This is a genomic window from Bifidobacterium sp. UTCIF-38 (genome assembly GCF_006454495.1).
GTDB lineage: Bacteria > Actinomycetota > Actinomycetes > Actinomycetales > Bifidobacteriaceae > Bifidobacterium > Bifidobacterium callitrichos.
Window position 1 is genome coordinate 71,280 of sequence record NZ_JFAL01000024.1, and the last position, 19,901, is coordinate 91,180.

Below are 19,901 nucleotides of genomic sequence, written 5' to 3' on the forward strand. Positions count from 1 at the left end.
ACGTCAATGCACTTTCATATAGTGGTCACATGGCTACAAACCTCGATATGAACGCAGAATCCGCGTATGCTCCCCTTCCGCCGATTTTCGCGAAGCTTGGCCTCGCCTATGACGATGTGCTGCTGCTGCCGAACGAGACGGACGTCATTCCCTCCGAGGTGGACACCACCACCCACCTGACCCGCAAGATCACGATGAAGGCTCCGGTGCTCTCCGCCGCCATGGACACCGTCACCGAGTCCGAGATGGCCATCGCCATGGCCCGCAACGGCGGCATCGGCGTGCTGCACCGCAACCTGTCCATCGACGATCAGGCCGCTCAGGTCGACGTCGTCAAGCGCTCCGAGTCCGGCATGATCACCGACCCGCTGACCGTCAACCCGGACGTCACCCTCGCCGACCTCGACAAGCTGTGCGGCAAGTTCCACATCTCCGGCCTGCCGGTCGTCGACAAGGACAACAAGCTCGTCGGCATCATCACCAACCGCGACATGCGCTTCATCGCCTCCGAGGACTACGACCGCCTCAAGGTCAAGGACATCATGACCAAGGAGAACCTGGTCACCGGTCCGTCCAACATCTCCAAGGAGGATGCGCACGACCTGCTCGCCAAGCACAAGGTCGAAAAGCTTCCGCTCGTCGACGCCGAAGGCCACCTGACCGGTCTGATCACCGTCAAGGACTTCGTCAAGACCGAGCAGTACCCGGACGCCACCAAGGACGAGCAGGGCCGCCTGCGCGTCGCCGCCGGCGTCGGCTTCCTCGGTGACGCCTGGCAGCGCGCCTCCGCCCTGATGGAGGCCGGCGTCGACGTGCTCGTCGTCGACACCGCCAACGGCGAGGCCCGTCTGGCCCTCGACATGATCTCCCGCTTGAAGCACGACTCCGCCTTCGACGGCGTGCAGATCATCGGCGGCAACGTCGGCACCCGCTCCGGTGCCCAGGCCATGATCGACGCCGGCGCCGACGCCGTCAAGGTCGGCATCGGACCGGGCTCCATCTGCACCACGCGCATCGTCGCCGGCGTCGGCGTCCCGCAGCTCACCGCCGTGTACGAGGCCGCCCAGGCCTGCCGTGCCGCCGGCGTGCCCTGCATCGCCGACGGTGGCATCCACTACTCCGGCGACATCGCCAAGGCCCTCGTGGCCGGCGCGTCCTCCGTCATGCTCGGCGGCACCCTCGCCGGCTGCGAGGAGGCTCCGGGCGAGAAGGTCCTGCTGCACGGCAAGCAGTACAAGCTGTACCGTGGCATGGGCTCCCTCGGCGCCATGGCCCCGCGCGGCAAGAAGTCCTACTCCAAGGACCGCTACTTCCAGGCCGACGTCACCTCCAACGACAAGGTCGTGCCGGAAGGCGTCGAAGGCGAGGTGCCGTACCGCGGACCGCTCAACGCCGTCCTCTACCAGATGATCGGCGGCCTGCATCAGTCGATGTTCTACATCGGCGCGCACAACATCGCCGAGATGTCCGAGAAGGGCCGTTTCATCCGCATCACCGACGCCGGCCTGCGTGAATCGCACCCGCACGACATCGTGATGACCGCCGAGGCGCCGAACTACTCCGGCTTCCACAGCAACTGATCGAACGTGACGATTCGAACGTGATGGTTCGACGGTGACGACAGGAATGGCCTCCTCCCGAATTCGGGAGGAGGCCATTCCTTATGGTGAGGATTGTCTCACTTGACTCGCTTGATGCCGAGCACGGCGATCGCGGCGATCGCGGCCATGGCGATGGCGGTCGGGAACACGAGGGTGTAGGAGTGGGTGGCGGCAACGATGCTGGAGGTGATCGCCACGCCGATGGCCTGTCCGGCGCAGGTGGCGATGTTCATGAAGCCGAGGTCCTTGCCTGCGGTCTCCTTGTTCGGCAGCACGTCGACGTTCAGCGCCTGGTCGACGGACAGGTACATGCCGTAGCCGAAGGAGGCGATGCCGCCGAAGAGGAACATGCCCATCTCGGTCGGGGAGATCCACGGCATCGCGAGGCCCAGGGCGAACACGGCGCAGGCGACGGCGATGGGAGCCTTACGGCGGTGAAGCGCATCGGCGATCGGGCCGGAGATCAGGGAGGCGACCAGCGAAGCGACCATGGTGAGCACGGAGATGATCGCCATGGCGTTCGCGGCCTGGGCGTCGGTGTCGTGGATGTGATCGGTGAGGATGTACAGCTGGTAGCTGAAGATCATCTGATAGGCGACGATGAGGCAGGTGCGGCAGATGAAGGCGCGGTAGAAGTCGCCGCAATCCTTCAGCGGCGGGGTGAGGGACTCGAGGATGATCCTCCACATCGGCTTCGAGGTGTCCTTGGGCAAGTCCTTGCTGGACGGTTCCTTCGGAGCGAGGATCACGGCGAGCACGCCGGCGGCGAGTGCGCACAGGCCGGTGCAGATGAAGCCGATCTCGACGTTCTCCATGAAGCGGGAGCCGATGAGCGTGCCGATGCCCTGGCCGATCACGCCGCCGCCGCCGATCGCGGCGGACACGGTGGCTCGCGAGGATTCCTCGACGCGGTCGGAGATGAGGGCGTAGATCGGGGCCTGCACCATGTTGAGGCCGACGAGTGCGAGGATGTAGAAGATCGCGATGAGCAGTGCGCTGGACGGGCGCGACAGCGACCAGAAGCAGATGCCGTAGATGAACGCGCCGGTGAAGATCCACGGGGTGCGTTTGCCCCACCTGGAGCGCGTGCGGTCGGACAGTGCGCCGACGAACAGGGCGATGAAGATGGAGGCGATGGAGCCGGCCGAGTTGATCGCGCCGAGAGCGGCGGTCGATTCGACGGCACCCATGCCGAGATCGGCGCGCAGGCGCTGGGGGACCAGCACGGACATCGTGCCGAAGAAGGCGACGCCGGAGAGCACGGCGAAGGCCATGAAGCCGGCGACGTAGCGCCATTTGTCGGACTTGGAGTTGGAAGGCGCGGGTGTCACGCTTGCTGCTGTCATTGTTTCTTTCTTTCTCTTCGTTGAGGGTTATTGCCGAAAGGAAATCTTGGATGTGTGGGGCCTGTCCGGGCCGAGGGGGAAGGCTTGGACAGGCACGGTTGGTAAGGACGGCGGCCGCCCGGTAACGGCTCTCAGGCGAGCTGGATCCAGACGGAGGTATCCTGCGGGAGCTTGCCGTCGTCCGTCAGCGGTCCGGAGGTGAGGAGCACCTCGCCGGCGGGCAGGTCGACCGGATCGGCGCCGAAGTTGGTGATCGACGCCCATCCATTGGCGCGCTTGTAGGCGATGGTGCCGCCGGTGAAGCCGTTCGCGCCGTCCGGCTTGCCGCTGGAGCGGTCTTCGGGCAGCCATGTCAGGCTCAGGTCGTCGGTCTGCAGCTCGTGACGCAGGGCCAGCGCGCGACGGTAGAGGTTCAGCATGGATTCCGGATCGCTGTCCTCGATGTCGGCGGCGAAGTCCTTGAACCATGCAGGCTGGGGCAGATGCGCCTCCTGACTCGGGGTGCCGTCCGCCTTGGAGGCGGGAGTGAAGCCGAAGGAGTCGGACGGGTCCGTCGTCCACGGCAGCGGCACGCGGCAGCCGTCGCGGCCCTTGGTGCTGGCCGCCTGCGAGGTGCGGTGTCCGGACGGATCCTCGACTCGATCCCACGGGATGTCGGCCACCTCGAACAGGCCGAGTTCCTCGCCCTGATAGACGTAGACGGAACCGGGCAGCGCCATCTCCATGAGGATGGCGGCGCGGGCGCGCTTGGTGCCGAGCTCCCTGTCGAGCGGGTACGTGGTGCCGTCTCGCAGCACCCAATCCTTGGCGAGCTGGTGGTATTCGCTGGTCGGCACCTGCGGCAGGCCGTATCGGGTGGCGTGACGCACCACGTCGTGGTTGCTCATCACCCACGTGGCTGAGGACCCAGAACGCTCGGCGCTGGCGACTCCCTCCTCGATGGCCTCGTGGAAGGCATCGCGGATCCAATCCTTCTTGGCGAACTCGAAATTGAAGATCTGTCCCAGATCGTCGGGGCTGGCGTACAGGTACTGGCGGTTGGGCTGCACCCAGGCCTCGGCCACGGCGAACGCCGGCGGGTTGTACTCGTTGAAGACCTTGCGCCACTCGTGGTAGATCTCGTGGACCTCGTCGCGGTCGATGACCGGGTGGGAGCCGTCGTCCGGTTGGTCGGAGGTGCACCACACGACGTAGTTGTCGAGGTCGTCGCGGTCGAGATCCTTGGCGAGTCCGTGCGCCACGTCCACGCGGAAGCCGTCGGCGCCGTGGTCGAGCCAGAAGCGCAGTGTGGTGATGAAGTCGTCTCGCACCTCGCGGTTGTTCCAGTTCCAGTCGGGCTGTTCCTTGGTGAACATGTGCAGGTACCACTGGCCATCCGGCACGCGGGTCCATGCGGGGCCGCCGAAGTGGTTCTCCCAGTTGGTCGGCGGCTGGTCGCCGTTCGGTCCCTTGCCGTCGCGGAAGATGTAGCGGTCGCGCTCCGGGGAGCCGGGGGCTGCGGCGAGGGCCTTCTGGAACCACGGGTGCAGGTTGGAGCTGTGGTTGGGGACGATGTCGACGACGACCTTGATGCCATGCGCGTGCGCGGCCTTGGCAAGGGCGTCGAAGTCGTCCATCGTGCCGAGCTTCGGGTCGACGTTGCGATAGTCGTCCACGTCGTAGCCGCCGTCGGCGAGCTGCGAGGGGTAGAAGGGGCTCAACCAGATCGCGTCGATGCCAAGCCGGGACAGGTAGCCGATCTTCTCGGTCACGCCGGCGAGATCTCCCAGACCGGAGCCGGTCGTGTCCTTGAAGCTGCGCGGGTAGACCTGGTAGACGGCGGCCTGCTTCCACCACAGTGCGGGGTCGGTGGCGTTGGTCATGTGGTTCCTCCTTGAATCCAGAGTTGTAAAAGCGCTTGCACCTTGTATTGCAAAGTGTTTTCGTTCTGTTTGGTAGTTGAATAATAGCGCTTGCATAGTGTTGTGCAAAATTGGGTGCAATCGGCGTGTCGTGTTGGTGTGAAGTGTGCTGATTGCACTGAAATACCAATGATGCAAGCGTTTTTACAACAATGGAGTGCAAACGGTGTGATTCGCTGGTGTATGGTGATTGATGCGGCGTCATTCGCGCATCGGGCGGCGGATGGGGATCGCAACGGCATCGACGGACACGGGAGAGGGCGGACATATGGACAGGACGGCAACTCGTACCACGATCAACGACGTCGCCCGTCAGGCCGGCGTCTCCGTATCCACGGTCTCGCGTGCGCTGCGCGGATTGGACAAGGTCAATCCGGACACCCGCGCCCGCGTCGAACGGGCCGCCGAGGAACTCGGCTTCACCTTCTCCAAGACCGCATCGTCGCTTGCCAGCGGACGATCGATGCGCGTGGCCGTGCTCCTGCCCAGTGGCATGGACCAATGGTTCAACGCCAATGCGTTCGAGGGACTATACGAGGGGTTTTCGGGCGAGGGATACGACGTCGTTCCCTACGTGATGTGGTCGGAGGCCGATCTGGACAGCTTCCTGCGAACGGTGTCGGGAACGCAGAACGTCGACGCGATCATCGTCGCCTCGTTCCTGCTCGATGCCGACCGTCAGCGTATGCTCGCGGAACTGGCTACTCCGACGATCGGCATCAACACGCCATCGGTCGAAGGACTGGACGCCTCCGTACGCATCGATGACAAGGCGGCGATGCGCGGGGTGATCAGACTGCTACGCTCCCTCGGCCACGAGGCCGTGGCGTATGTCGAGCAGCCGGTGCAGCCATCGCCGTTCGTGTGCAGCGATTCGGTTCGTCTTCAGGGATTCCTCGACGCGGTGAACGAACAGGGCTACGACGAGACCCAGGTGCTGACGATCCCCTCGATCAACCGGTATGGCTCCGCGGACGGGAACGACGAGCATCTGGCGATCTCCGACATCGCCGCGCAACTGGTCGGAGCCACCCCCAGACCCACCGGCATATGCGTCGAGAACGACCGGTGCGCGGTGATGCTGCTCAAGGAACTGCGCAGACTGGGGTGGCACATCCCCGAAGAGGTGTCGCTCGTCGGATTCGACGGCGACTCGCTGGGAGACGTCGTCGACCTGAGCACCGTAAGGCAGGATCCGAAACGACTTGGACGCGTCGCCGCGGACAAGGCGCTGCGGCTCATGCGCGGCGAGACGCTCGACGAGCCTCACACGATCCTGCCCGCATCGCTGCTGACGCGATCCACCACAGCACGCCTGTGATCCGTGTCTACGCGTCCCCTGCCGGGTATAGTCTGAACTGTTCTTTTCCAAGACGAACGATGACGAAAGAGGGACGACAATGGTTGACGCACATGACGCCGAAACCTACAGCGCGAAGGATTCGCGCCTCATCTGGATCGACTGCGAGATGACCGGACTCGACATCTTCGGCGGCGACGAACTCGTCGAAGTGTCGGTCGTACCCACCGACTTCGACCTGAACGTGCTGGACGAGGGAGTCGACTACGTCATCAAGCCGAGCCGGAAGGCCGTGGACCACATGAACGACTTCGTGCGCCAGATGCACACCCGCTCCGGACTCATCAACGAGTGGGAGCACGGTCTCACGCTCGAGGAGGCCGAGCAGAAGGTCACCGAGTACGTGGCTCGCTTCACCCCGGACGGCGTCAGGCCCCTGCTCGCCGGCAACACCATCGGATCCGACAAGAAGTTCCTCGACCACTACATGCCGAACCTCATGAGCCACCTGCACTACCGCAGCATCGACGTGAGCACCCTCAAGGAACTCGCCCGCCGCTGGTACCCGGCCGTGTACGAGAACCGTCCGCCGAAGAACGGCGGCCACCGCGCGCTCGCCGACATCATCGAATCGCTTGACGAGCTGCGCTACTACCGCGCGGCCGTCATGGCCGCCGCCCCCGGACCGGACGCATCCGAGGCCGCGCGCATCCGCGACGAGATCGTCGCGACCAGCCTGACCAACCAGTGAGACCGTCTTCGAGGGGCTGATCGATGCGGCAGAGTGAGGCGTTGGCGATCCTGAACGCCGGGGCGAACGTGTTCCTGACGGGTGCGCCCGGTGCCGGCAAGACGTACGTGCTCAACGAGTTCATCCGCGGGGCGCGTGCCGATGGCGCCGACGTGGCCGTCACCGCCTCCACCGGCATCGCCTCGACGCACATCGACGGCCAGACCATCCACTCGTGGAGTGGCATCGGTCTCGCTGACGTGCTCACCGCAAGCCTGCTCAAGACCATCAGAACCCGGCGACGCCGCCGGATCCAGGCCGCCGACATCCTCGTCATCGACGAGGTGTCGATGCTGCACGCCTGGCTGTTCGACATGGTCGATCAGGTGTGCCGTCAGGTCCGGCACGATCCGCGCCCCTTCGGCGGTCTGCAGGTGGTGATCTCCGGCGACTTCTTCCAGCTGCCTCCCGTCTCCGTCTCCGGGCGTGACCGCGACGTGCTGCCGGTGCGTCCCGAATTCATCGCCTCGCGTGAACGGTATGCGCGCGCCGGACTCAACCCGGAGGGATTTGTCACCGAATCGCTTGTCTGGGCCGAGCTTGATCCGGCCGTCTGCTACCTGACCGAACAGCATCGTCAGGACGACGGCAAGCTGCTCGGCGTCCTGAGCGACATCCGCTCCGGATGCGTCAGCGACGCGGACCGTGGCCTCCTCGTCACACGTCTCGGTGTCCGGCCGGCCGAAGGCGAGGTGGCCGTCCACCTGTTCCCAGTCAACCGGCAGGCCGACAACCTCAACGATATGAAGCTCGCGCGGATCGACGCCGAGCAGCACACGTTCCACGCCGAACAGGCGGGGCCGGCGAACCTCGTCGACCGGCTCAAACGCAACATGCTCGCCCCCGAACAGCTTGTGCTCAAGGAGGGGGCGGCCGTCATGGCGCTGCGCAACGACACCGACCGCCAGTTCGTCAACGGATCGCTCGGCACGGTGCGCGGATTCGCCGCCGACAACAAGGGCGGCTGGCCGATCGTCGAATTCGAGAACGGCAACATCGTCACGATGAAACAGGCCACATGGGAGATGATGGACGGCGACGAGGTACTCGCCTCCGTCTCTCAGGTGCCGCTGCGCTGCGCATGGGGCATCACCATCCACAAGTCGCAGGGCATGACGCTCGATCGCGCGGTCATGGATCTGAGGCGTACGTTCGCGCCCGGCATGGGGTATGTGGCGCTCTCCCGCGTCGAATCATTGGGCGGACTGTATCTGGAGGGCGTCAACAACCGCATGTTCCTCGTCTCGCCCGATGCGGTCATGCTCGACGGTGATCTGCGCGAGGCGTCCGCCGCCGCATCCGACCTGCTCGTCGATCAGGGTGCTGGTGCATTCAAGCCATCGGCGCTCGCATCCGCTTCCGACGCGGACCCCAACGACGAATTCGCCCAGGAGTCTCTGTTCTGACGCTTTGAAATGGTTTCAATCACGATGATCGCCGGTGACCCACGTCACTACGGCTTGGATCAGCGTTGTGGCATTGAGTTTCCTCCGGGCGCGCGATGAGTGGGTGCGGACACTGGCGGCGGAGATATTCAGATGATCGGCGATCTCATTCTGCGTCAGTCCCGCGGCCGATAGCGATAACACCTGTGCCTCCTGATGGCTGAGCGAATCGACGGGCGTCATATCGGTTCCATGCTTCGCTGCTTCGATCAAACGGAGATGGGCGACTGCAGCGTTCTCGAAGCTCGAGAACGTCGTATCGGAATCCGTTCCTTGCGTGCGATCACGGCGATCGGTGAAATCCGTCGGAATACGCGGATTGATGAACGGTCGTCCGTTTGAAATGACTTGAATCGCCCGTGCGAGCCACGGATAGTCGGCTTTGCCGACGATGCCCTGCGCTCCGGCCTGTGCGGCTTCATGCGTGAAATACTCCAACGGGTATGCGGTGATGATGAGTATGCCTGTCCGAGCATTGCTGATGCGTAGCTGATGGCAGAGTCTTGTTCCCCTCATGTCGCCGAGTTCCGCGTCGATGAGCAGCACATCGGGCCAATGATCATCGTTGAGGCATTCGGCGATGGCTTCCCGTCCCGATTGCGCGGTCCACAGGACACGGAAGCAATCGACGCGTTCCAGTAGCATCCGCAACGCCTGCACGGTGATCGTATCGTTATCAACGATGCCGATGGTGATGATCATGTCCGTCATCGACGCTGTTCCTCAGGATTGCAGTATTGCCCCACCTGATTGTTCAGCAGCCGGATGACCTGATGCACGTGGAACAGTGCGGTGCTCGACTGTTTGATGATCGCGGTGAACTGGTCATGGCGTCCGGCACTGGATGGAGTATTGAGTCCCAGTCGCGCGGACAGAATAACGGAGGTTAGTTCGGTGCTGACTTCGTCATGCAGATGTGTTACTGCGTTGAGATTGCGTTCGACATATTCGGCGTGCAGCAGTCTCATCCGCAGTCGTGACATCTCGCGTTGCTGGCGGATCATTCCGCTCACGAGCATCGCGATGGCATAGGGAACGCACAGATTGACCGCATACATCAGCATCATGGGTAGAGATGTTGCAGGTTCGTTGATCCGCAGCTGCACCGCGGTGAGCAGGCACAGATAGCAGAATACCGACGCGACGATCCGCACTCGCATGGTGTACGCCACGTATGCGGCGACCATGTACAGGGGCCAGCCTCCATACGGCAATGGCACGGTGATGAACAATTCACTGGAATACAGAACGATGATGATGAGACTTGCCGGCAACGGCGCGACCGAGAATACGGCCGTCGCCAGTATCATCGCGATCTGTACGGCGGTTACCTGCCAAGGCATGCTGGCCGTCAACGTCATATACCATTGGTTCGCCGATACGATCATTACCACCAGCGCCGCCAGAGTCGTCCACCGGTGACGTCTGATGAATGTCGCGTATACGGCCCGTATATTCGTCATTGCAGCCTCCTGTTGATCTTGCCGCCCATTGTCGAACGGCGTTCATTCGGCACCATCTTGACACATCACTGTTCCTGACAGACGATGGCAACGGAAACCGGTCAACGTTTGTTGACGATGGATGATCGAGCGGCTTCCTGCCGAGGTCTACGAACTAGGATGTGATGTAAGACCATCTTGCAGCCGTGTGTGCAATGCGAACCGACGGGTATGCATGATGTGCATGGGTAGTGACGGATGAGATGGGGCGAGGTGCACGATGGTGGGGCTGAATGGGCAATCGAATCATGATGCGGATCGGAATGATGGCGATGGGGCCGATGATGATCCGACACTGCTGGAGCAGATGGGCGGAACGGACGACGGCGATGGCGATCGCACCCGTCACGCCCGCGGCCTGCGTCGCCTGCGCACGCCGATCGTCGTTGCGGTGATCGCGTTGTTCGTGGCGGGACTGGTGTTCGCCGGATGGACGGTCACGAGCTCGGTGCTGGCGTCGCAACGTCGCGCGCATGAAAGCGCGCTCGTCGGATGCCGCGCCTCCCGCCGCGCGTACACGGAGACCGCCACCACGTTCACACCGACCCTCGCCGCATCGAAGACGCTGCTCGACAAGACCAAGGGATTCGACAACAGCGAGACCCGTGAACGACTCCAGCAACAGGTGAACCGTACGGAAGGCATCGACTTCACGGCGCTCGCCGCCGCCGACTGCACGGACGACATGTCCACCGCGGCGCTGGACGACCTGTCCGACCGATACGGCAGCGCCGACACCCAGATGGACACGGCCCTTATCTCCATGCCGTACGACATGCGGACTTTGCAGGGCATTCTCGATGGTCTGACCGTCAGGGACGCACGCGCACGGCTCGACACGCTCCTCGACAAGGCACGCACCGCCTATACGCGATCCGACGGCAAGGCCGACAACGCCCTGCGTGCCGCTTTGCAGCAGACCATCGACGCGGCGCAGCATACGCTCGACACCACGTCCACCACCGACGCGGCGACCATCGTGAACGCGACCGGACCGCTCTCCGACGTCACGGACAAGGTCATTGCAGCCATGCCGCTCGACTGCCATTTCACCGACTGCGTGGCCCTGACCTTCGATGACGGCCCCAACAAGCAGCGCACGCCGAGGATTCTCGACGAGCTCAAACGGGCCAAGGTGCCCGCCACGTTCTTCCTGCAGGGGCAGTTCGTCAACGGCTCCAACGTGTCCCTCGTCAGGCGCATGGTCGCCGAAGGGCACTCCGTCGGATCGATCTCATGGCGGCACACGCAGATGCATGCGATGAGCGCCGACCAACTTGCCAAATGGTTCAAGGACACCGACGACGTGATCTCGCAGGCCTCAGGCAAACCCGTCACCCTGTTCCGCCCGCCGGACGGTGCATGGAGCGACGCCTTGCGCGCCGCCGCGAAAGCCAACAACCAGTCCATGATCATGTGGAGCGTCGACTCCGGCGACTGGGACGGCAAGGCCACGGCCTCCGCAATCGCCAAACGCGTGGTCTCCGACGCCGCCCCGGGCTCGATCATCGCCCTGCACGACGGCAACGCCGCAACCGCCAAGGCCCTGCCCGAGATCATCGCCGGGCTCGAGAAGAAGGGCTACCGCATCGTCACCGTCGACACGCTTCTCGCCGGTGCCATGCAGCCTGTTGAGCCCGGCGACATGATCTACAGTCTCGGCAGCATCGACGACGTACAGCAGGGTGGTCAAGTAGGTGCCGCCAGCTGAGTCCAGCCGAATCGGTCATCGTCGTGCGATAGGCGATCGCGAGACGCGGACATCCAACGACGACTACCATGGGACGTGAAAGAGGTGGTCGTTATGGTGCGTGCCGATTTCGTTCGTCCGGCGGCGGTGGCCGGAGCCTTCTATCCCGACGATCGCGTCGTATTGAAGAAGATGATCAACCGACAGCTCGACTACGGGCGCGAATTGCTCGCGAAGCTGGAGAACGGGGGAGACGCCCTGCCCAAGGGCGCTCCGAAGGCGGTGATCGTGCCGCACGCCGGATACGTGTACTCCGGCACGACCGCGGCGCTCGCCTATGCGCTGCTCGAACGCGGACGCGGCACGATCCGCCGCGCGGTGATCATCGGGCCGACGCATCGTGTACCGGTCCGCGGCGTTGCCTGTTCGTCGGCCGTCGCGTTCGAGACCCCGCTCGGCACGGTGCCGATCGACGTCGCGTCCGAACGTCGTGCATTGGGACTGCTGTCCGGCGATGACGCGGACAGGCCTGACGATGTCGGTGGCGCGTTGCGCTCCGGCATGTGCGCGCTGCCGGACGCACCCGCCCCGGCGCTCATCGTCGACGATCCGACGCACGCGCAGGAGCACGCGGTCGAGGTGCAGATCCCGTTCCTCCAGACCGTGCTCGGCCCCGACCTCGAGATCGTGCCGCTCAACGCCGGCGACGCCACGCCCCGCGAGGTCGGCGACGTGCTGCGCGCCCTGTGGGGCGGTCCCGAAACCGTGATCGTCATCAGCTCCGACCTGTCCCACTATCATCCGCAGGAGTATGCGCGCGAACTCGACGACGAAACCATCGACGCGATCGCGCACCTACACGGGCCCATCCACCCGCGGCGCGCATGCGGCGCCTACCCGGTCAACGGCCTGCTCGACGTGCTGGCACGCGGGCTGCATCCCGATTCGTCTCCGGCATCGCAGGGGAGCGCCGCAGGAGACGACGTCGCCTTCGACCTGCGGCTGCTCGGCCGCAGCACCTCCGGCGACGACGGCGTGGTCTCGCTCGCCGGCGAACCGCGTCCCGCGATGCGCGACCCCGACGAGGCCGTCGTCGGCTACTCGTCGTTCGCGGTATGGCAGCAGGATGCGTCCGCCGATCGCGGCACCGTGCTCCTCAAGCTCGCCCGAGCAGCCATCCGCGAGCATCTCGGACTGGACGACGATCCCGCTGACCGTCCAGATGCGATCATCGCACGGCATCCATGGCTCGACGAACCCGGCGCGAGCTTCGTCACCCTGACCGAGCGCGGCGACCTGCGCGGCTGCATCGGCACGCTCGAGGCATACCGGTCGCTGGGTCGGGACGTCGCCGACCATGCGGTCGACGCGGCCAGTCGCGACCCGCGGTTCATGCCCGTGGCACCGCGCGAATACCCGCTGCTCGACGTGGAGGTGTCGGTGCTTTCGCGCCCCGAACCGATCGGAGTGCGCTCGCGTACGGAACTCGAGCACGCGCTGAAGCCCGGTGAGGACGGGCTCATCCTCGCCGACGGTCGCGGCCGCCGCGCCACGTTCCTGCCGCAGGTGTGGGAGCAATTGCCCGACCCGCGCGACTTCGTCTCCCATTTGCTTGCCAAGGCCGGCATCACGCCGAGCCTCGACTGGGATCACGGCGAGATCGAGTGCGAACGCTACGGGGTGACGGCCTATGCCGAGCGTGAGTGAAACCATCTTCGGTCCGGCCCTCGGCCGCTGGCAGACGCGGTTCGACGACGGTACCGGCCGCGCCCGCTGCGAACTGTGCCCGCGCCGTTGCGTGCTCAAACCCGGACAGCGCGGCTTCTGCTTCGTGCGCTCCAACCATGACGGCGTGATCGTGTCCGACACGTACGGCCGCAGCTCCGGATTCGCCGTCGACCCGGTCGAGAAGAAGCCGCTCAACCACTTCCACCCCGGCTCCAGCGTCCTGAGCTTCGGCACGGCCGGCTGCAACTCCGGATGCCGGTTCTGCCAGAACTGGGACATCTCGCGCGCTCGCGATTACGACCGTCTCGGCGTCGAGGCAAGTCCCGAGAAGATCGCGCAGGTAGCCGCCGATCGCGGCATCGACTCGGTCGCGTTCACCTACAACGATCCGATCGTGTTCGCCGAATATGCGATCGACACCGCCTACGCATGCCGTGCGCGCGGCATCCATCCGATTGCCGTCACCGCCGGATATATGGCCGCGCCCGCCCGGGCCGACTTCTACGATGCGATGGACGCCGCCAACATCGACCTGAAGGGCTTCACCGAGGACTTCTACTGGAAGGTCACCGGCACGCACCTGCAGGACGTGCTCGACACCATCGACTATGCGGTCAACGAGGCGCGCACCCCGGACGGGCGGCACGTGTGGGTCGAGCTGACGACGCTGCTCATCCCCGGTCTGAACGACGATGACGCGCAGCTGCACGCCGAATGCACGTGGATCCGTGAGCACTGCGGCCTGGATGTGCCCCTACACTTTTCGGCGTTCCACCCCGCATGGAAGATGACCGACGTGCCACCCACCCCGCACGCGACACTCACCCGCGCCCGCGGCATCGCCCTGGACGAGGGACTCCACTACGTCTACACCGGCAACGTGCACGACGTCGAAGGGGACACCACGTACTGTCCGAACCCGGATTGCCGGGCAAAGCTCGTGGTGCGCGACTGGTACCGGATCATCGGCGACCGGCTCACGGGCGGGACACCGGTAGGAGAGAGCGGGAACGATGGACGGGATGCGGATGGTGCACGCTGCCCGGAGTGCGGGACCGTGATCGCCGGCAGGTGGTGATCTCCCCGCCGGCGGGCGATCTCGGGTGATCTCGGGTGATTGCGGGCGATCGCGGGAAGGATGCGCGGATGAACGGACGCACGAACGGGCGAACGGAACGGATAAGCGTCACCCGCTTGTCGGTTGACGCGAATATCTTGGAGCGTATGACTTCCAATACCCTTCGTATGTCTACCCTGTTCCTGCGCACCCTGCGCGAGGACCCCGCCGACGCGGACGTCGATTCCGCCAAGCTTCTGCAGCGCGCCGGATACATCCGCAAGGCCGCGCCCGGCATCTGGACCTGGCTGCCGCTCGGCCTGCGCGTCCTCAACAAGATCGAGGACATCATCCGCGAGGAGATCAACGGCATCGGCGCTCAGGAGGTGCACTTCCCGGCCCTGCTGCCGCGTGAACCGTACGAGGCCACCCACCGCTGGGAGGAGTACGGCGACAACATCTTCCGTCTGAAGGACCGTCATCAGGCCGACTACCTGCTCGCGCCGACACACGAGGAGATGTTCACGCTGCTGGTCAAGGACATGTACTCGTCCTACAAGGACCTGCCCGTCACCCTTTACCAGATCCAGACCAAGTACCGCGACGAGTTCCGTCCGCGCGCCGGCCTCATCCGCGGCCGCGAGTTCATCATGAAGGACGCCTACTCCTTCACGATCGACGAGGAGGGCATGCGCAAGGCGTACTACGACGAGCGTGGCGCCTATGAGCGCATCTTCCAGCGTCTCGACCTGAAGTACGTGCCCGTGTTCGCGATGTCCGGCCCGATGGGCGGCTCCGCGTCCGAGGAGTTCCTCGCTCCGATGGCCATCGGCGAGGACACGTTCGCGCTCGCCCCATCCGGCAAGGCCTGGAACGTCGAGGCGCTGCACACTCCGGAGCTGCCGGAGATCGATGCTTCGAACACCCCGGCGATGGAGACCCGTGAGACCCCTGACTCCAAGACGATCGAGGCGCTGGTCGACACCGCCAACCGCCTGTACCCGCGTGAGGACGGTCGCGAATGGACCGCCGCCGATACGCTGAAGACCGTCGCCATCACGGTGATGCACGCCGAGGACGAGGACCATGACAAGCCGTGGCGCGAGGTCATCGCCGTGGCCGTGCCAGGCGATCGTCAGGTGGACATGAAGCGTCTTGAGGCGCAGTTCGCACCGTCCGAGATCGAGGAGTCCACCGAGGAGGACTTGAAGGCCCACCCGGAGATGGTCGCCGGATACATGGGACCGATGGCGTTCGACAAGCAGGGCGAGGCCGCAGGCGTCGCCGATCCGGTGCGCTTCTTCGTCGATGCGCACGTCGTGAAGGGATCCGAATGGATCATCGGCGGCGACGAGGCCGGCAAGCACCGCTTCCACGCGGTCTACGGCCGTGACTTCGAGGCCGACGGCACCGTCGAGGCGGTCGAGGTGCGTCACGGTGATATGAGCCCGGACGGCTCCGGCCCGCTGAGCTTCGAGCGCGGCGTCGAGATCGGCCAGGTCTTCCAGCTCGGTCTCAAGTACTCCAAGGCTCTGGACTTGAAGGTCCTCGACCAGAACGGCAAGGCCGTTCCGGTGTGGATGGGCTGCTACGGCATCGGCGTCTCCCGCGTGCTCGCCTGCATCGCCGAGACGCATCACGACGACAAGGGCCTCGCATGGCCGACCGTCATCGCGCCGGCGCAGGTCCACGTGGTCGCCACCGGCAAGGACGAGAAGGCGTTCGAAGGCGCCGAGAAGCTGGTCGCCGATCTCGAGGCCAAGGGCGTCGAGGTCATCTACGATGACCGCAAGAAGGTCTCCCCGGGCGTCAAGTTCAAGGATGCCGAGCTGATCGGCGTGCCGGTCATCGCCGTGGTCGGCCGCGACTACGTCAACGACGGCACCATCGAGATCCGCGACCGCGACGGCGAAAACAAGGTCGCCGTGCCGGCCGATCAGGCCGTCGACGAGCTGGCGAAGCGCATCTGACGCTCCGCTCCGGCAAGTCCTCTTCCGGCTCCCCCTGTCATCAGGGGGAGCCGTTTTGCTTCTATGGCTGGTTATCCACAACACGCCCGTGGCTCTAGGCTCCGCCCACATCCTCCGGCCGGTCTTGCCCGTGCGCCGTGCTCCGACGCACGCTGGAGGCACCGAAGAACGGCCGTCCGTGGTCACATGCGCGGGTGAGGCCGTCTCTTCGGTCCATCATCGATCGCATCGGCCAACGAGGGCCGATCGCATACGGAAAGGACCAATCGACATGGGCATCCAGCAAATTCAGGTGACCGTCACCGGCAATCTCGGTGCGGACCCCAGATCCTTCGGCAAAAGCATCGACGCTCCCGCCTGTTCGTTTCGCATCGGGGTTACTCCACGATTCTATGACTCGGGTCTCGGGCAGTGGCGTGACCGCGAGACCACGTGGGTGGGTGTGCGCGCCTATCGCACGCTCGCTTCGAACATCCTGGGATCGTTGCACAAGGGCGATCCCGTCATCGTGACCGGCACGCTCCATTCGGAGCGCTGGCGCAAGGAGGGTGAACAGACCGACCGGTTCACGCCGGTGATCGACGCCGTCGCCGTCGGTCACGACCTGAGTCAAGGCATCGGCCGATTCCGCCGGGTCGGGCGCGAACAGCCAGCCTCGGACGCGGCGGATTCGGAGCGGAACGATCAGAACGGGCGGAACGTCCCCAATGAGCAGGGAGCGGATTCGTACGCCAATGCCGGTGGCACCGGCGCTCCCAGCAATGATCCGCTGCCGGGCGCTTCGACGCCGGCGAGTCCGGTCGACATTCTCGGTGCGCAGAATGCCGATGCCGATGGCACCGAGGTGTATGGAGCCATGAGCGAGGACGAGTCCGCCGACGGCGAAGCCGAATACGACGACGAGACCGTGGACGACGATGGTGTCATCCACGATGAATCCGCAGGTGGCGAAAACGCTGATGGGGCCGATACCGAGTGGGAGACGTCCTCGGGAATGTAACCCCAGCCGACGACGATAACAACGACAACAACGACAATGGCGGAGGCGTCAGCAGCATGCTGGCTCCTCCGCCATTTCATGACCGGTCTGGTCGACTACCAGATGCGCACGCGCTGGTCGGGGGCGAGGTACATCGGATCGCCCTCCTTGACGTCGAACGCCTTGTAGAACAGATCCACGTTGCGCACGATGCCGTTCGTACGGCATTCGGCGGGGGAGTGCGGATCGATCTGCAGATACTGCTCGGCCAGCTCGTCACGGTTCTTCGTACGCCAGATCGACGCGTAGCTCAGGAAGAAGCGCTGCACGCCGGTGAACCCGTCCATCTCGGGGGCGGTGGCGAGCGATGCCTCGATCGCCTCGGCGGAACCGTCCTCGGCGCGGCCCGCGGCCTTGTCGAGTGCGAACGCATACGCCTTGAGCGCGATGTTCACGCCGCCCAGATCGCCGATGTTCTCGCCGATCGTCAACGCGCCGTTGACATGCGGGGCCTTCTCCGGCTCGTCGGCGTACTTCTCCTGCAGCTGCCTGGGCACGAACGCGTTGTACTGCTCGATGAGCGCCTTCGTGCGCTGCTCGAAGTTGGCCTTGTCCGTAGGCGTCCACCAGTCGTTGAGCTTGCCGTCGCCGTCGTACTGCGAACCCTGATCGTCGAAGCCGTGGCCGATCTCGTGGCCGATCACCGCGCCGATGCCGCCGTAGTTGGCCGCATCCTCGGCCTGCGGGTCGAAGAACGGCGGTTGGAGGATCGCGGCCGGGAAGACGATCACGTTCATCGTCGGCTCGTAGTAGGCGTTGACCGTCTGCGGGTTCATCAGCCACTCGTCCTTGTCGACCGGCTTGCCGACCTTCTCCAGCTGGTATCCGGTCTCGTAGAGCGAGGCGGCCATCATGTTCTCGGCGAGCACGGCGTCCTCGTGCACGGCCAACGCCGTGTAGTCGCGCCAATGGTTCGTGTATCCGATCTTCGGCGTGAACTTGGCGAGCTTCTCGAGGGCCTTCTCCTTCGTTTCCTCGCCCAGCCAGTCGGAGTTCGTGATCGACACGCGATAGGCGTCGATCAGGTTCGCGACCAGCTGCTCCATACGCTGCTTGGAGCTTTCGGGGAAGTGACGGCGCACGTACTCGCGGCCCACGTCCTCGCCGCAGATGCCGTTGACGAGGCTCACGCCGCGCTTCCAACGATCGCGCTGCTTCTTCGCGCCGGAAAGCACCTTGCCGAAGAAGTCGAAGTTCGTCCTGTCGAACGCACGGGAGAGGTAGGAGGCGGATCCGACGATGAGATGCACGCGGGCCCACAGCTTGAGATCGTCGAGATCGGCGGCCTCCCAGAACGCGTCAAGACCTTCCAGGAAGCTCGGCTCGTGGACGATCACGCGCGAGAACACCGCGCGCAGGTCGAGCGGCTGCACCTTGGCGGCGGTGGTCGCATCATAGCCGGCCTGCCATGCGTCGATCCACGCATCCAGATCGAAGTGCTTGAGCGTCGCGGCCAGATCGGCGTAGTCGGTGGGGTTGTAGGTCTTCACCGAATCGCGCGTGGCCACGTTGTCCCAATGGTTCGCGGCGATCCTGGTCTCCACGTCGAGGAATCGGGCGGCCATGTCGAGCGCTTCCTGGCTCGGGGTGACGGTCACGTCCTTGCCGTCGTCGCCTTCGCCGTCCTCGCCGTCGGTCTGCGACTTCGGCAGTTCGTCGCCGACGTTCGGATTGTCCTCGGCGGCCGGCGCGTAGCCGGCGTTGACGAGCTGGACGGCGACCATGTGCACGTAGGCGTCACGCACCGGCGCGTAATGGTCTTCACGGTAGTACGCCTCGTCCGGCAGCAGGATGCCGGCCTGCTCGATATGCGCGATGTTGAGATCCGGATTGCCCGGGTCGCCGTAGATCGGCAGCGCGAACACGTCGACGCCGGTGGACGCGTTGAGACGTCCGAGCGTGCGGGTGAGCTCCGCCTTGTCCTTGGCGGCGTCGATCGCGTCGAGATCGGCCTTGATCGGGGCGATGCCCTGCTGCTCGATCAGATCGGTGTTGAGGAACGAACGGTACAGGGCCTGCGACTTGACGGCCGGGCAGCCGTCCTCATCCTCGAGGATGTCGCGGATCTGGTTCTCCGCGTTTTCGGCGAGCTTGTCGAACGAGCCGTAGCGGGAACGATCGTCGGGCAGACGGTACGTGTCGATCCATGGGCCGTTCACGTAACGGAACAGGTCGTCGGAAGGCTTGACGACGCCGGAGAACGATGCCGGATCGATGCCGGACTTCAATGCGCTGGTCGCGCCGGTGGTTGCAGATGCTTCACTCATAACACCCACAGTAGTCGCCACGGGGGAGCGGAGGCGACGCCGGTCCGCCTGCCGCCCGTCGAATCAGATCGGCGAGATCCGTATCCAGTTAGTGGCGTTTGTTTGCATGCTCGTGTTCCCTCATACATATGGTCATCGGGAACGTGGTCTCCAGATAATCGGCCAGGCCGTCGTGGATATGCTGTGCCATTACGATCGGAAGCATCGCTGTCCTTCTTTGCGCTGTCAGTGAATGTTCTGTTCTACAAACGGATGCAGGTTGCCT

The 19,901-nt window shown here is 64.6% G+C and carries 14 protein-coding genes; 9 read left to right on the forward strand and 5 right to left on the reverse strand.

What is annotated here, in order from left to right; translation table 11 throughout:
- The first annotated feature begins 29 nt into the window (after positions 1-29).
- Positions 30-1,580: an IMP dehydrogenase gene (gene guaB, locus BW11_RS08865; RefSeq protein WP_140445516.1), complete on the forward strand. Its 1,551-nt coding sequence runs from the start codon at positions 30-32 to the stop codon at positions 1,578-1,580.
- A 98-nt stretch (positions 1,581-1,678) separates the two neighbouring features.
- Here the strand turns inward: guaB and BW11_RS08870 are convergent, their stop codons facing one another.
- Complete coding sequence (locus BW11_RS08870) at positions 1,679-2,947, reverse strand: MFS transporter (protein WP_140445515.1); 1,269 nt, start codon at positions 2,945-2,947, stop codon at positions 1,679-1,681.
- A gap of 131 nt (positions 2,948-3,078) precedes the next feature.
- A complete protein-coding gene (locus BW11_RS08875) occupies positions 3,079-4,809 on the reverse strand; it encodes a glycoside hydrolase family 13 protein (RefSeq protein ID WP_140445514.1) in 1,731 nt (576 codons plus the stop codon).
- 307 nt (positions 4,810-5,116) lie between these two features.
- On the opposite strand from BW11_RS08875, the gene BW11_RS08880 reads away from it, so the two are divergent.
- From BW11_RS08880 to BW11_RS08890, 3 genes are all read left to right on the forward strand, one after another.
- On the forward strand, positions 5,117-6,169 hold the full coding sequence (locus BW11_RS08880) for a LacI family DNA-binding transcriptional regulator (protein ID WP_140445513.1): 1,053 nt from the start codon (positions 5,117-5,119) through the stop codon (positions 6,167-6,169).
- Positions 6,170-6,248: 79 nt separating this feature from the next.
- Positions 6,249-6,899, forward strand: coding sequence for an oligoribonuclease (gene orn, locus BW11_RS08885; protein ID WP_140445512.1), 651 nt, complete (start codon positions 6,249-6,251; stop codon positions 6,897-6,899).
- 23 nt (positions 6,900-6,922) lie between these two features.
- Positions 6,923-8,344 (forward strand): PIF1 family ATP-dependent DNA helicase, encoded by a 1,422-nt coding sequence (locus tag BW11_RS08890; protein WP_140445511.1) that lies wholly within the window; start codon positions 6,923-6,925, stop codon positions 8,342-8,344.
- 15 nt (positions 8,345-8,359) lie between these two features.
- Here the strand turns inward: BW11_RS08890 and BW11_RS08895 are convergent, their stop codons facing one another.
- Both BW11_RS08895 and BW11_RS08900 read right to left on the reverse strand, forming a co-directional pair.
- Positions 8,360-9,094, reverse strand: a complete 735-nt coding sequence (locus BW11_RS08895) for a response regulator transcription factor (RefSeq protein ID WP_140445510.1) — start codon at positions 9,092-9,094, stop codon at positions 8,360-8,362.
- Entirely contained in the window at positions 9,091-9,846 is a 756-nt protein-coding gene (locus BW11_RS08900; protein WP_140476358.1) for a hypothetical protein, read from the reverse strand. The genes BW11_RS08895 and BW11_RS08900 overlap by 4 nt, the downstream gene beginning before the upstream one ends.
- 259 nt (positions 9,847-10,105) lie before the next feature.
- On the opposite strand from BW11_RS08900, the gene BW11_RS08905 reads away from it, so the two are divergent.
- The 5 genes from BW11_RS08905 (at position 10,106) to BW11_RS08925 (ending at position 17,330) form a co-directional block, all read left to right on the forward strand.
- Entirely contained in the window at positions 10,106-11,596 is a 1,491-nt protein-coding gene (locus BW11_RS08905) for a polysaccharide deacetylase family protein (RefSeq protein WP_140445508.1), read from the forward strand.
- Positions 11,597-11,689: 93 nt separating this feature from the next.
- The gene (amrB, locus tag BW11_RS08910; protein ID WP_140445507.1) at positions 11,690-13,282 is read left to right on the forward strand and encodes an AmmeMemoRadiSam system protein B; all 1,593 of its coding nucleotides are present in this window, start codon (positions 11,690-11,692) and stop codon (positions 13,280-13,282) included.
- Positions 13,275-14,381 (forward strand): AmmeMemoRadiSam system radical SAM enzyme, encoded by a 1,107-nt coding sequence (gene amrS, locus BW11_RS08915; RefSeq protein WP_375137654.1) that lies wholly within the window; start codon positions 13,275-13,277, stop codon positions 14,379-14,381. Before amrB ends, amrS begins: the two co-directional genes overlap by 8 nt.
- A gap of 167 nt (positions 14,382-14,548) precedes the next feature.
- A complete protein-coding gene (locus BW11_RS08920; protein WP_181162577.1) occupies positions 14,549-16,330 on the forward strand; it encodes a proline--tRNA ligase in 1,782 nt (593 codons plus the stop codon).
- A gap of 271 nt (positions 16,331-16,601) precedes the next feature.
- Complete coding sequence (locus BW11_RS08925) at positions 16,602-17,330, forward strand: single-stranded DNA-binding protein (RefSeq protein WP_140445505.1); 729 nt, start codon at positions 16,602-16,604, stop codon at positions 17,328-17,330.
- Positions 17,331-17,425: 95 nt separating this feature from the next.
- Here BW11_RS08925 and BW11_RS08930 read toward each other — a convergent pair whose 3' ends face one another.
- Positions 17,426-19,636, reverse strand: a complete 2,211-nt coding sequence (locus BW11_RS08930) for a M13 family metallopeptidase (RefSeq protein WP_140445504.1) — start codon at positions 19,634-19,636, stop codon at positions 17,426-17,428.
- Between the last annotated feature and the right edge of the window lie 265 nt (positions 19,637-19,901).

Coding starts and splice junctions, on each gene's coding strand:
- guaB (WP_140445516.1), top strand. CDS start 30: ATGGCTACAAACCTCGATATGAACGCAGAATCCGCGTATGCTCCCCTT.
- BW11_RS08870 (WP_140445515.1), bottom strand. CDS start 2,947: ATGACAGCAGCAAGCGTGACACCCGCGCCTTCCAACTCCAAGTCCGAC.
- BW11_RS08875 (WP_140445514.1), bottom strand. CDS start 4,809: ATGACCAACGCCACCGACCCCGCACTGTGGTGGAAGCAGGCCGCCGTC.
- BW11_RS08880 (WP_140445513.1), top strand. CDS start 5,117: ATGGACAGGACGGCAACTCGTACCACGATCAACGACGTCGCCCGTCAG.
- orn (WP_140445512.1), top strand. CDS start 6,249: ATGGTTGACGCACATGACGCCGAAACCTACAGCGCGAAGGATTCGCGC.
- BW11_RS08890 (WP_140445511.1), top strand. CDS start 6,923: ATGCGGCAGAGTGAGGCGTTGGCGATCCTGAACGCCGGGGCGAACGTG.
- BW11_RS08895 (WP_140445510.1), bottom strand. CDS start 9,094: ATGACGGACATGATCATCACCATCGGCATCGTTGATAACGATACGATC.
- BW11_RS08900 (WP_140476358.1), bottom strand. CDS start 9,846: ATGACGAATATACGGGCCGTATACGCGACATTCATCAGACGTCACCGG.
- BW11_RS08905 (WP_140445508.1), top strand. CDS start 10,106: ATGGTGGGGCTGAATGGGCAATCGAATCATGATGCGGATCGGAATGAT.
- amrB (WP_140445507.1), top strand. CDS start 11,690: ATGGTGCGTGCCGATTTCGTTCGTCCGGCGGCGGTGGCCGGAGCCTTC.
- BW11_RS08920 (WP_181162577.1), top strand. CDS start 14,549: ATGTCTACCCTGTTCCTGCGCACCCTGCGCGAGGACCCCGCCGACGCG.
- BW11_RS08925 (WP_140445505.1), top strand. CDS start 16,602: ATGGGCATCCAGCAAATTCAGGTGACCGTCACCGGCAATCTCGGTGCG.
- BW11_RS08930 (WP_140445504.1), bottom strand. CDS start 19,636: ATGAGTGAAGCATCTGCAACCACCGGCGCGACCAGCGCATTGAAGTCC.